We start from the raw sequence: 12,946 nt of genomic DNA, 5'->3' as shown, positions 1-12,946 counted from the left end.
CACCGATACAGGGTGCGCACTCCAGCGGGCGCCGCTCGCGCGGGAATTGGCGCGATGAGCGCGCGCCGCTTGAAAGCGGTCTCCGACTCCACCATGGACGACATCTTGACGGTCGGCATCGACGTCGGCGGAACGAGCATCAGGGCCTCCGTCGTGGACGTCGACGGACAAGTGCTCGAGATGATTCAAGCCCCGACCCCGCAGTCCGCACGCGCTCTCGAAGACGGCCTCGATCGCGTCGTACGCGAACTGGTCACCCGGCACGAGGTATCTGCCGTGGGGTTGGCGGTCGCCGGCTTCATCACCTCCGATCGAAGCTCGGTTCGGTTCGCGCCGCACTTGCCCTGGGTGGACGCGCCGGTGGGCAGTGACTTGAGTAAGCGGCTCGGATTGCCCGTCGTTCTCGAGCACGACGCTAATGCAGCGGCGTTCGCGGAGCACCGATTCGGCGCGGCCGCAGGTGGCCGCAATGTCGTGATGGTGGCAATCGGGACCGGAATCGGCGGTGCGCTGCTGATCAACGGTGAGCTGTACCGGGGCAGTCACGGCGTCGCCCCCGAACTCGGCCACATCCAGGTCGTTCCGGGCGGGCGTCAGTGTGCGTGTGGCAAGCGTGGGTGTTGGGAGCGCTATTGCAGCGGAACGGCGCTCGTGGACACGGCAATCGAACTGCTGGCCGCCGACCCGGCTGCGTCGACGGTTCTGGCGCGCGAAGTAGCGGTGGATCCGGGTTCCCTCACCGGTCGCCGGATCGCCAACGCCGCGCAGGACGGTGACCCACTCGCTCTGGCAACCATTGCCGAGTTCACCCGTTGGCTGGCCGTCGGATTGGCGATGGTCGGGGACGTCTACGATCCCGATCTGGTCGTGATCGCAGGCGGCGTCGCGAGTTCTGCCCCACTGTTTCTCGACGACGCCCGTGAGCAGTACGCGACATTGTTGACCGGCGCGAAGCACCGCCCGCTGGCACGAATCCGTTCGGCTCAACTCGGCGAAGCTGCGGGCATGGTGGGCGCCGCCGCATTGGCGCGTTCGGTAGTGCCTCAGGATCTCGGTGGGGTCGACGGCGCTGGAACCACGTCTGCCGGACTGTGATCGGGTCGATCCTCCAGGGGCGTGTGTAGCGGGGGTTACCGGTCGGCAGTAAGGTCGTACTCAGCGAAATTCAGCTGTGAATGGGAGGGACGCCGTGTGGTATTGGCTCTTCAAGTATGTGTTGCTGGGGCCGATTCTCTGGCTGCTCGGGCGTCCGACGGTCAAAGGTCACGAGAACATTCCGACTGACGGCGCGGCCATTCTGGCCAGCAATCACCAGGCGGTTCTGGACTCGTTCTACCTTCCGCTTCGCGTCAACCGCCGCATCACCTTCCTTGCCAAGAGCGAGTACTTCACCGGTTCCGGCCTGAAGGGCGCTTTCCAGAAGTGGTTCTTCACCGCGGTCGGACAGGTCCCCATCGACCGAACCGGCGCGGACGCGGCGCAGGATGCGCTCAACGCCGGTCTCAAGGTTCTCGGTTCGGGCAGTCTGCTGGGTATCTACCCCGAAGGAACGCGTTCGCCTGACGGTCGTCTCTACAAGGGCAAGACCGGAATGGCGCGCCTCGCGCTCGAATCGGGCGTCAAGGTGATCCCGGTTGCGATGGTCGGTACCGACAAGATGAATCCGATCGGCTCACGGATGTGGCGCCCCGCGAAGGTCACCGTGATCGTCGGTGAACCCATCGATTTCTCCCGCTTCGAAGGCATGGGCGGAAACCGCTTCGTCGAGCGGGCTGTGACCGACGAAGTGATGTACAAGCTGATGAAACTCTCCGGTCAGGAGTACGTGGACATCTACGCGGCGAGCCTCAAGAACCAGGCGCCCACGAAACCCGAAGCTGCCGTCGATGTTCCGGCGGAAGGCGGCGAGTCGGTTGTTGATCTCGTGGTCTCGGCCGAGTCGAAGGAGTCCGCGAAGACCGACAAGGATTCGCTCCCGGACGCACAGGCCAGCTAGAGATTTCCCACACCTGCCGCACGCGCATTGGCTCCAGAGCCTGCGCGTGCGGCATAGTTTTCGGACGTGCGCTACTTCTACGACTGTGAATTCATCGAAGACGGTCGAACCATCGATCTCGTGTCCATCGGCGTTGTCTGCGAGGACGGCCGAGAGTATTACGCGGTCTCGACGGAGTTCGATCCCGCCCGTGCTGGTAGTTGGGTGCGCAAGAACGTGCTGCCGAAGTTGCCGCAGCCTTCGTCGCCGCTGTGGAAATCACGCGAGAAGATCCGCGACGATCTTCTGAAATTCTTCGTTCCGCGGCCGATGGTCGTTCCGGAGCTCTGGGCGTGGGTAGCCGCATACGACCACGTCGCGCTGTGCCAGTTGTGGGGCGATATGACCGAACTACCGCAGTCGATGCCGCGGTACACCCGCGAACTCCGACAGTTCTGGGAAGACAACGGCAGTCCTGCCCTCCCGTCAGCGCCCGCCGACGCACACGACGCACTTGCCGACGCCAGGCACAACCTCGTGAAGTTCGACGCGATTTCGGCAGCACGTTCACTTCGCTGACTCAGGTTTCGGTGCGCGAGAAGTGTCCCGATTGGGCTGCGATCGAGAGCCTGTGTGACGCGCCGACGGGCGAGCGAATATCCTGTAGAGGTGAACTGGACTGTCGACGTGCCGATCGACCGCTTGCCCGAACTCCCGCCGCTGCCTGCCGGACTGCGTAAGCAGCTCGACGAGGCACTCGCGAAGCCCGCTGCTCAGCAGCCCTCGTGGCCCGCTGACCAGGCGGCCGCCATGCGGACTGTGCTCGAGAGCGTGCCTCCCATCACGGTGGCCAGCGAGGTGGAGGCGCTGCAAGAGCGTCTCGCGCAGGTCGCGCGTGGTGAAGCATTCCTGCTCCAGGGCGGTGACTGCGCCGAGACATTTGCGGACAACACCGAGCCGCACATCAAGGGAAACATCCGCACGTTGCTGCAGATGGCCGTCGTGCTCACCTACGGTTCCTCGATGCCTGTCGTCAAGGTTGCTCGCATCGCCGGCCAGTACGCCAAGCCGCGTTCTGCCGACATCGACTCGCTGGGGCTCAAGTCGTACCGCGGCGACATGATCAATTCGCTCGTCGCCGACGAGGCAGTCCGCGCGCACGATCCTTCGCGTCTGGTGCGCGCATACGCCAACGCCAGCGCCGCGATGAACCTGGTTCGCGCGCTCACCGGCGCCGGCATGGCCGATTTGCACAAGGTGCACGACTGGAACCGCGAGTTCGTCGCAGCTTCGCCCGCGGGCGCACGCTACGAGCAACTCGCCGCCGAGATCGACCGCGGCCTGCAGTTCATGAACGCGTGTGGCGTCACCGATCCGAGCCTGCACCAGGCACAGATCTTTGCCAGCCACGAGGCCCTGGTTCTGGACTACGAGCGCGCGATGCTGCGTCTCGACAACGACAGCGACCACCCCAAGCTCTACGACCTGTCGCCCCACTTCCTCTGGATCGGTGACCGCACCCGTCAGCTCGACGGCGCGCACATCGCCTTCGCCGAGTTGGTCTCCAACCCGATCGGCCTCAAGATCGGTCCGAGCACCACGCCGGAAATGGCGGTGGAATATGTCGAGCGTCTCGACCCCACCAACAAGCCGGGTCGACTGACTCTGATCTCGCGCATGGGCAACGGCAAGGTCCGCGACCTGCTGCCGGCGATCATCGAGAAGGTCCAGGCCACCGGCCACCAGGTCATCTGGCAGTGCGATCCGATGCACGGCAACACCCACGAAGCCTCCACCGGGTACAAGACGCGCCACTTCGATCGCATCGTCGACGAGGTTCAGGGCTTCTTCGAGGTCCATAACGGCCTCGGCACGCATCCGGGTGGTATCCACGTCGAGCTGACTGGTGAGAACGTCACCGAGTGCCTCGGCGGCGCACAGGACATCTCCGACCTCGATCTCGGTGGTCGCTACGAGACGGCGTGCGACCCCCGATTGAACACCCAACAGTCGTTGGAGCTCGCGTTCCTCGTGGCCGAGATGCTGCGAGGCTGAAACCCTGCTTCGCCGAAGCTGATTCGCACCGGCACTGATTTTCGGCAAACGCCCTCACCCGCTCGCGCAGGTGGGGGCGTTCGCTATGTCGTGAATCGTGTGACGAATCGACGCTGCCAGGGCATTTCGACGGCGCGAGGTGAGTAGCGTGCGCGAACGTACGCGGTGGCGTCCTTACTCGGCACTCCGTCCATAATGGCAAGAGCGGCCAAAGCTGTTCCGGTGCGGCCGAATCCGCCACCGCACGCGATCTCGACTCTTTCGGTTTCCGAACGCACCCACACTTCGTGCAAGGCGCTGCGCAGCGCGTCGGGATCGCTCGGCAACCAGAAATCTCGCCAGCGGACCCACACCGAATCCCACTCGGTGGCGGGAGGTTCTTTACCGGTCAGGTAGACACCGAAGGTGGGGAGAGGTCCGGAAGGAAGTGGATTGCGGAGTCCTCGACCCCGAATCGATCTTCCCGACGGCAAGTCGAGTATCCCTATGCTCTCGGGTTCCCACGTGGCCATGAATTCAGACTAGGCCGAAGCGGACTGTCAGGGAATTGCGACGACGCTGATGTCGGTGCCCTTGGCAACGAGGTCGTTCTTGACGCTCTGGCTGATGATGACCGAGCTGTCGTTCTGGGTGAGCTGACGCACGGTGATCTCGAGGCCGAGGCGGCCGAGTTCTTCGCGTGCTGAGGAGACGGAGCGGCCGATCAGCGAGGGAACCTTGACGGAGTCGGAGATGAGGAGAACAACGGAGGTGCCGGCGTTGACGGAGGACCCGACTGCGGGATCTGTGCCGATCACGCTACCGCCCTCGACGGCGTCGTCGAATGTTGTTCTGGTGGTGCTGACGGAGATACCTACCTTGTCGAGGGCGGCGCGCGCAGCGTTCTCGGACATGCCCTTCACATCGGGAATGTCAACGGGCGGTGCCCCTTTGGACGTGATGACCTTGACCGAGGAGCCCACGGCAACCTCGGTTCCCGGCGCCGGGTCGAGCGCCGCCACGCCGCCGATCGGGATCTTGGAGCTGAATGTGTCCCCGCCGTCGACCGCGACGAGAGTACGGTCGGCGAGTTGTGCGCCCAGGGCCGAGACGTCGCCGCCGGCCGGAATGGGCGGAACAGTCGGACGCCCGAGCGAAGTCAGCAGCGCGACGGTCGAGCCTTTGGTAACCCTGGAGCCGGAGGCCGGGTCTGTCCCGATCACCGTGTCGATGGGTTGGGCGTCGGAGTACTGACCCTGGACGTCGGGGGAGAGCCCGGCGTCCTGCAGGGCGGTGACCGCAGTGTCCTTGGTCAGCCCGTCGATCGAGGGAACAGCTGTATAGCGGCCCGAGCCCATCCACCATCCGCCGAAGCCCAATGCAAGCGCGAGGACCGCGATGACGAGCAGCCAGATCAGGGTGGCTCGTCGAGACTTGCGTCGTGCTTCGACAAAATGAGCGTGCGGATCGTCAGGTCCCAGTTGGTCGTCGCCGAAATCGGAACCGTCGTCGAAATCCGAGTCGCCGTCGACCGTCGCCGGACGAGCAGTTTGTGCGGTGACCGCGCGAGTGTGCTGAATGCCGCCGGGGGGAGGAGAGCCCGTGCCGAGCGCCGTGGTGGCTGCCGCAGCCGGGGCCACGCCGGACGCCAATACCGTCGTGGCACCAGGGTTCGGGCGCGCAGCAGAGTTCGGGTGTACATCCGTCGGGGGCGCAGGCGCCGGTTGTGGCCGAGCCGGGGCAACCTGCGCGCTCTGGTGCTGGGCGCTTCGACGCGGAGCCGGAACGCGGTATGACGGAAGTTCCAGTTGTTCGCTCACACTGCGAAGTGCAGCTGCCATCTCACCAGCGTCGGCGAAACGATGTGCCGGCTCGCGGTGAGTGGCTTCGGCAACCAGGCGATCGAACTGTGCCGGTACACCGGGGATGCGTGAACCGGGGCGCGGGACATCGTCGTGGATGCGTTGGTAGGCGATGGAGAGCGACGTATCACCGGTGAACGGTGTTGTACCGGTGAGAAGTTCGAACATCAACACGCCGGTCGAGTAGACGTCGCTTCGAGTGTCGGCAATTCCTGACGTCACCTGTTCCGGCGACAGATAGGCTGCGGTGCCGAGGATCACGCTGTTGGAGGTGGTGGTTGCTGCCGCGGCTGCACGCACCAATCCGAAGTCGGCGATCTTCACTTCGCCGGTGTCCGAGATCAAGATGTTCTCGGGTTTGACGTCACGGTGAACCAGTCCCGCTCGATGCGCCACCGCCAACGCGTCCAGGACAGGTGCCACGACTGCAGCGACGGCGTGAGGCGGCATCGGTCCGCGCTCACGAAGGAGTTCGCGCAAAGTTCCACCGTCGACGAGTTCCATCACGAGGAACACGTGATTGCGATCGCTGCCCTGGTCGTAGACGGCCACAAGGGACGGATGCTTGAGTCTGGCCACGGCCCGGGCCTCGAACTCGAAACGAGTCAGGAACGCCGGATCGCCGGCAAATTGCGGGTCCATCACCTTGATCGCGACAGGTCGATCCAACCGTGTATCGAGGCCTCGATACACGGTCGACATACCGCCGCGCGCGATCGGTGCGTCCACTCGATAGCGGCGCTCGAGCATTTCGCCGATCAACCCTCGACCTCCGTAATGACTATTCCTCCGTGCTTGCGATCTGTGTGGTTGTGCTCTGTGTGGTTGTGCTCTGTGTGGTTGTGCTCTGGGCGGTAGCTGTCAGCATGTAAGTGTGGCCCCGCCGTACGGGCGCCGATTCGCGGTCACCACGAAATCCCAGTTCACGAAATCCCAGTTCACGAAATCCCAGTTCACGAAATCCCGGTTCGCGAAATCCCGGTTCACGAAATCTCGGTTACTGATACGCCGCATCCCGTCCATCGTAGCCAGCGATACCGACGCGGAAGTCTCGAGAACGTCACAGAGCGCTGTGACCCAAGCGGAGCGGCGGTTTCGAGCACTGCACCGGGCGGTACACAGCGGGCTCGCCGTACCGGATAAACTTCTCGCGGTGAGCGCGATTCCTTATTGTGATGATGTCCTGGATTCTTCGGTTTCCCTGTTCCAGCTGGTGGATGTGGCGAAGAACGTCGGGTTGCCGGTGAGCAAGGTTCACCAGTTGCTTCGCGATCACAAGATCATCGCAGTCAAGCGGCATGGCGTTCTCGGTGTCCCCGAAGTGTTCTTCGGCGAGGACGGCCAGATCGTCAAGTGGTTGCCCGGTCTGCTGGCGGTGCTGCACGACGGCGGCTACACCGATGTCGAAATCCTCCGCTGGTTGTTCCTGGCCGACGATTCCCTGCCGGGGCGCCCGGTGGACGCACTGCATGGGGATCTCGCGCGTGAGGTCATCCGCCGCGCACAGGCCATGGCTTTCTGAGATGCCGGCCTTCTGACAACTCACCTCATGCGGTTTTTCGCCGCGTAGGTTGCCGACCGGACCAGACCCGGCGCAGCGACTCGAAGTCGCGTGCGTCCGGGAACGGACACTCGTCGATGCAGTATCCGGAAGTCGGCGCGCTCGACCTGGTCGAGAATTGCTCCGTACAACACGAAAGCCGTGCGGATCGACGGCTGGACCCGCCGATCGAGCATCGGGATGCCGGATTCGGCGGACCGATACCGCCCCCGCGTCACGGCAATGAAGTGTGCCAGCGCGCGCTTGACCCGAACGTCCACGGTTCCGGTTCTGCGCCCGTGCTCGAGCATCTCGATGTCGACCCCGAATGCGGCGAACTCGCCCGCCGGGAGATACAGACGTCCCCGGTCGAGGTCTTCACCGACGTCGCGGATGAAGTTGGTCAGCTGAAACGCCTCACCGAGATTCGACGCGGGCACTACAGCTTCCTGCTGCGGAACGCTCACTCCGAGAATCGGGAGCATCTGCAAACCGATGACGACGGCGGAGCCGTACATGTACTCGGCAAGCTCGTCCATCGTGTTGTAGACGGGTCGAAACTTCGCGGTGTCGGGGGCGTCCATCCGCATGGACTCGAAGAAGGCGTCGAAGTATGCACGCGGAAGGTCGAACGTCTTCACAGCATCGGCGAAGGCAGGGAGTACGCGTGTCAGGTCGAGGGGAACCGTCGACGGGAAGCCACCTGTCGCAGTGGGGTTGTCGAGTGCGGTGACGGCTGCACGTTCGACGTCGGCGAGCACCGTGCCTCGTTCATGCGGACCCGAGGGTTCGTCCACGACGTCGTCGACGACGCGAGCAAATGCGTAGAGAGCGTGAACTGCGCGGCGTCGAGGCTCGGGCAGCAACCGAGCGGCCAGAAAGTACGTTCGGCCGTGTTCCCTCGTCACGTCCTCGCAGAATTCATAGGACGCAGACAATGCGTTCATGACACGCGGATCACGCAGATTCTGACGTCGAGGGCGCCGAGGCGGCTGACGTCATTTCGATCGGTTTCTCGTGTTTGCGTCCACGAAGTCTGAGTGGATCTTCCGTCTGCAAGGACATAGCCGCGATCACGGCAGCGACGATGGCCAGAGCCACATGCGGGAAGGTGTAGAGGCCGATCGATCCGTCAGGCTGGAACACCAGCATCAGCCAGGTGGACAGCCCGGTCAGTACGGCGAGAGTCGTCGGCGACATTGCGAAACCGGCCGCTACTGCCAGCGGCCAGGAGTAGTACCAGGGGAGTGCTGCGGGGGACAGAACGACGATGGCGACCATCACGATCACGATGCCCATGACGGCGTCGCGCTCGGTCTTGCGGTAGCGCCACCACACGACGGCGATGATCGCGATCAACACAACCGCCGAGATGGTCCGGGAGACTTCGAGGATGTCGTTGAAATGGTCACCGGCGAACCAGGAGGTGGCCATGGTTCCGATGTGCGCCACGATCGTGGGCAGCGAGAGCCAGTTGATGATCTTTGCCGAACCCGAGAGTGCCGTCGTCCAGCCGAGGCCGACGCCGGCGATCAGTGAGGTGGATCCGAGTACCGCCACGAATACCGCGAAACCTGCACCGGCCGTTTTGACGAACGATCGGATCGGTGACGCCGGTTCTCGCCCGGCCGCGGCTGCGTCCTCCCGTTCGTGGATCATCCAGATCCAGACGATGAAGGGAAGTGCGACGCCCGCGGTTGCCTTGATCGCGACGGCGAGTGCGATCAGCCCGATTCCGAACAGGTGCTTGCGTTCGAGAGCGAGCGCAATGCCCGCGGCCATGAGGCCGACCATGAGCATCTCGTTGTGAACGCCGCCGATCAGGTGGATCAGGACGAGGGGATTGAGTACTGCGAGCCACAGGGCGATCGAGGTGTTTCCGCCGAGCTTCGTCGCGAGATGGGGAACGGCCCACATCATCAGGGCGAGTCCGGGCAGCATCGTGATCCGCAACAGCATCGTGCCGGCGATGACGTTCTCGCCGGTCAGCCGAACGATGGCGTCGGCAAGGAGAAGGTGAACCGGGCCGTACGGGGTAGTTGTCGTCGTCCACACGTTGGAGACGTTGTCGAGCAGGATTCCCGGATTGACGACGGGGCCGACGGCATACGGGTCGAAGCCGTTGCGTAACAAGGCGCCCTGTGCCAGGTAGGAGTAGGCGTCACGGCTGAACATGGGCACCGCGAACAGCAGCGGAAACGTCCAGACCGGGACGACGTAGCGCAGGCCGCGCAACGAGACGTCACCGCGCAGAGTCGAGCGGCCCAGTCGAACCCAGGCAGCGATCATGCACAGGACACCGATCCAGACGATGGCCGCCGACAGAATCGATCCGTGTCCGAAACGGAGCCAGGACAGATGCATCGACTCGAGCAGCGGATCTTGGCGCCGGACGCTACCGGCACCGAATCCGCCGAACGTGATCATGACTGCGCCGAAGAAACCGAGCAGTGCACTGTGACCTTCGGGAGTCCGAAGGAAATTGGCGGCCCTTAGGTGCCACGGTCTTTCAGTGGCTGCGGCAGAGGACGTCATCGGTGCAGGTTCCTCCCCCGAGGAGATCGGTGTCGATCGGCGCATGCAGCGCCCGAGTCGGTGAATCGTGGATGAATGGTCGGTTACGAGGGGCTAGTTTAGTTGCTCGCACGAGTGCCCACCGCGCTGGCTCGCTCGCGTGTACCGGTAATACGTTCGGCGGCGAGCCGGCCGGACAGCAGAACGGTCGGTACTCCCACCCCCGGAACGGTTCCCGATCCGGCGAGAACGACGTTGTCGAAGCCGCGGGCGAGGTTCTTGCGTCGGAACGGCCCCGTCTGGGTGAAGGTGTGTGCCGCCGCGAACGGGCTACCCGCGGCCATGCCCTTCTCGAGCCAGGTCTGCGGGGTGTCGACGTGATCGATATCGAACCCCTCGACCAGTCCCGTATAGCCACGTTCTTGCAGCGTGAGGATGATTTCACGCACGTAGGCCGGGCCGAGAACTGCCCAGTCGAGCGGCGCACTGTCCAGATTCGGGCACGGCGCGAGGACTGACAGCGGTTCACGGATCCGGCCGTCTCGCGAGAAGGCCAGGCTCGGGTCGGTCTGCGCCGGTCGGGTGACGAGCAGTGACGGATCACTCATCAATTGCCCGCGGCCGCGGCGTGCCGTGATCTCGGCGAAGGTGCGCTTCCACGCCTCGCCGAAGTCGATCATGTGGTGTCGCTGCGCGGGCCATCCGTCGGCGACGGCTGAAGAAACAGTGCCGTGAATCACGACCGCGGACGGCGATGTACGCACCGGTCGCGGGCGCAATCGCGTATGCGGGCGCAAGAGGGAGTCCGTGACGGCCATGTCGGGGGCGAGGACTGCGACATCACAGTCGTAGCTCTCACCGTCGCGTGTGTGTACGGCACGCACGCGACGGTCGCTCGCCTCGAGTCGTTCGACCGTGCGGCCGAGATGCAGAATTCCGCCGGCCTCGGTGAAAGCGTCGGCCATCGACTCGGCGATCGTGCGCATCCCGCCCTCGGGAAAGTAGACGCCCAGTGAGGTGTCCATGTGAGCGATCGCCCCGTACACCGCGAGGGCTCGAGACGGAGCAACTCCCGCATACAGCGCTTGGAAAGTGAAGATCCGCCGGAGTCGAGGGTCGCGGATCTTGCGATCCACCTGCCCGCCCAGTTTCCCGAATCCTCCCAGTGCGACGAGTCGGCTCAGATCCTTGACTGCTTCACGCGAATTGACCAGTCCGAGGGGAGAATCGAAGTCGGCGTCCATGAAGCGGTCGAATTCCGCGTCGAAGATGCGGTTCAGCCATCGCCGCAACGCACGGTATCGCTGCGCTTCTTCCGGCCCGCAGACACGGGAGACTTCGGCAGCCATGTCTTCGGGGTCGGCGTGAACATCGAGAGCGGTGCCGTCTGCGAATCGCGCGTGGTACGTCGGATCGAGCTTGTGCACAACGAATTTGGGGTTTGTCGAGTCGGGGTCGGAGCCGACGGCCGCAAGAGCGTCTTCGACGAGTTCGGGCATCGTGAGCACCGTTGCGCCGTTGTCGATGCTGTAGTCACTGCCCTGGTAGACACCGACTCGCCCGCCGACCGAGCCGTTGCTCTCGAGGATCGTGACGTCGCGGCCGGCGCCACGCAGATACAACCCCGCAGACAGTCCGGCAAGTCCCGCGCCGACGATCACGACTCGATCGGTCGGCGAGCTGACGGTTCGAGTGCGGTGCACGTCTGCCACGGTCAGTAGCTTCGCTTCGTGGCCGCGATCGCCATATCGGTCAGGCGAGCCTTGGACTCTGCCGTTGCCGTGCTCGAGTCGAGGGCGTTCGCAGCTGCCTCGACGAGGGTGTCGATCTGCGTTTCGACGTCGGTGACGGCGCCAAGATCGGTGATCACCTGACGCAGAGTGTCGACTTCGTTGTCGGTCAACTGGGTGCCGATTCCGTTGCGGAGCAGTTCTGCTGCCGCCGGATCTGCGGCGTCGGCGCGGGCAAGCGCCATCGCGAACAGGACAGTCCGCTTACCGGCGATGAGATCGTCGCCCGACGGTTTGCCCGTGACGGACGGATCTCCGAAGACACCGAGCAGGTCGTCGCGAAGTTGGAAGGCAATCCCGATGTCGGTGCCGAACGTCCGGTAGGCATCGATCAACTCGGCGTCTGCACCGAACAGTGCGGCGCCGAGGTGCAGGGGGCGTTCGATCGTGTACGCGGCGGTTTTGTAACGGTTGACCCGCATGGCTGCCTCGACGGTCTCGTCTCCGCGGGCTTCGTTGCTGATGTCGAGGAATTGGCCACCGAGCACCTCGGTGCGCATTGCCGACCAGACCGGGCTCACTCGTGCGGCCGCGTCGGGGCTGATCCCGGATTCTCGGATCATGTCGTCAGCCCAGGCCAAGGCCAGGTCGCCGAGAAGAATGGCGACGGCCTCGCCGAAGTGCGCGGAGTCGCCGCTCCACTCCTCGCCTCGGTGCTGGTCCTCGAATTCGACGTGAACGGTCGGGAAGCCGCGCCTGGTCGTTGATGCGTCGATGATGTCGTCGTGGACGAGCGCGCAGGCCTGCACCAGTTCGAGGGCCGCGCACGCACGAATCACCGCCTCCGCGTCGCTCCCGTTCGGGTCGCCTCCGGCGCCGAGCCATCCCGTCCAGGCGAACGAGGGCCGGACGCGCTTTCCTCCGCGCAGGACGAAGGCTTCGAGGGTGCTGACGGCTTTCTCGTATCCACCGCCGATGTTCGAGACGAGTTCGCGGCGTGAATCGAAGAAGTCGCGGAGCGCTCCTTCGAACATGCCTGGCAGTTCGAGTGAGGTCGGATGCGGTGCGGTGTTGGTCGAACTCTGTCCAACGCGCGCGGTTCCTGCGGACAGGGTGGCCTCCAAGATCGGTATGTTCTCGCGCCGGAGGGTTACACGGAAGCGAGCTTGGGGCCCAGCTTAGTGGGGGTTGGAATCAACGGGGGTTCGGGCCGTGAACTGCGTGATCCTGACATTCGGGATACGCAGTCCTGGGCGATGAGCTTGTTTGCAGCTGGAAAACATATGCTTGA

General features: G+C 64.2%; 11 protein-coding genes. 5 read left to right on the top strand and 6 right to left on the bottom strand.

Annotated elements, in window-relative coordinates; all coding sequences use genetic code 11:
• The first annotated feature begins 54 nt into the window (after nt 1–54).
• From AC1DWA_RS20325 to AC1DWA_RS20310, 4 genes are all read left to right on the top strand, one after another.
• Nucleotides 55–1,095, top strand: coding sequence for an ROK family protein (locus tag AC1DWA_RS20325; RefSeq protein ID WP_020969875.1), 1,041 nt, complete (start codon nt 55–57; stop codon nt 1,093–1,095).
• Between the two features lie 94 nt (nt 1,096–1,189).
• Complete coding sequence (locus tag AC1DWA_RS20320) at nt 1,190–1,996, top strand: lysophospholipid acyltransferase family protein (protein ID WP_020969874.1); 807 nt, start codon at nt 1,190–1,192, stop codon at nt 1,994–1,996.
• 66 nt (nt 1,997–2,062) lie between these two features.
• A complete protein-coding gene (locus AC1DWA_RS20315) occupies nt 2,063–2,554 on the top strand; it encodes a polyadenylate-specific 3'-exoribonuclease AS (RefSeq protein WP_003941683.1) in 492 nt (163 codons plus the stop codon).
• A 90-nt stretch (nt 2,555–2,644) separates the two neighbouring features.
• A complete protein-coding gene (locus AC1DWA_RS20310) occupies nt 2,645–4,030 on the top strand; it encodes a class II 3-deoxy-7-phosphoheptulonate synthase (protein WP_477916949.1) in 1,386 nt (461 codons plus the stop codon).
• Nucleotides 4,031–4,113: 83 nt separating this feature from the next.
• Here AC1DWA_RS20310 and AC1DWA_RS20305 read toward each other — a convergent pair whose 3' ends face one another.
• Both AC1DWA_RS20305 and pknB read right to left on the bottom strand, forming a co-directional pair.
• A complete protein-coding gene (locus tag AC1DWA_RS20305; RefSeq protein WP_021334100.1) occupies nt 4,114–4,542 on the bottom strand; it encodes a protein-tyrosine phosphatase family protein in 429 nt (142 codons plus the stop codon).
• A 27-nt stretch (nt 4,543–4,569) separates the two neighbouring features.
• The gene (gene pknB, locus AC1DWA_RS20300; RefSeq protein WP_477846918.1) at nt 4,570–6,633 is read right to left on the bottom strand and encodes a Stk1 family PASTA domain-containing Ser/Thr kinase; all 2,064 of its coding nucleotides are present in this window, start codon (nt 6,631–6,633) and stop codon (nt 4,570–4,572) included.
• A gap of 391 nt (nt 6,634–7,024) precedes the next feature.
• On the opposite strand from pknB, the gene AC1DWA_RS20295 reads away from it, so the two are divergent.
• Nucleotides 7,025–7,393: an Rv2175c family DNA-binding protein gene (locus AC1DWA_RS20295; protein WP_003941747.1), complete on the top strand. Its 369-nt coding sequence runs from the start codon at nt 7,025–7,027 to the stop codon at nt 7,391–7,393.
• Nucleotides 7,394–7,413: 20 nt separating this feature from the next.
• On the opposite strand, the gene AC1DWA_RS20290 is transcribed toward AC1DWA_RS20295, so the two are convergent.
• The 4 genes from AC1DWA_RS20290 to AC1DWA_RS20275 form a co-directional block, all read right to left on the bottom strand.
• Nucleotides 7,414–8,358 carry a phytoene/squalene synthase family protein gene (locus tag AC1DWA_RS20290; RefSeq protein ID WP_092763427.1) on the bottom strand — a complete coding sequence of 315 codons (945 nt, stop codon included), beginning with the start codon at nt 8,356–8,358 and terminating at the stop codon, nt 7,414–7,416.
• A 10-nt stretch (nt 8,359–8,368) separates the two neighbouring features.
• Entirely contained in the window at nt 8,369–9,946 is a 1,578-nt protein-coding gene (locus AC1DWA_RS20285) for an alpha-(1->6)-mannopyranosyltransferase A (protein ID WP_020969867.1), read from the bottom strand.
• Nucleotides 9,947–10,044: 98 nt separating this feature from the next.
• Nucleotides 10,045–11,637, bottom strand: a complete 1,593-nt coding sequence (gene crtI, locus AC1DWA_RS20280; protein WP_477846917.1) for a phytoene desaturase family protein — start codon at nt 11,635–11,637, stop codon at nt 10,045–10,047.
• Nucleotides 11,638–11,639: 2 nt separating this feature from the next.
• Nucleotides 11,640–12,779: a polyprenyl synthetase family protein gene (locus tag AC1DWA_RS20275; protein WP_021344573.1), complete on the bottom strand. Its 1,140-nt coding sequence runs from the start codon at nt 12,777–12,779 to the stop codon at nt 11,640–11,642.
• Nucleotides 12,780–12,946 lie beyond the last annotated feature (167 nt).

This window comes from Rhodococcus sp. P4_F3_2, assembly GCF_056401335.1.
Note: the sequence above shows the minus strand (reverse complement) of the source record. Positions and strands in the feature narration are given on the sequence as shown.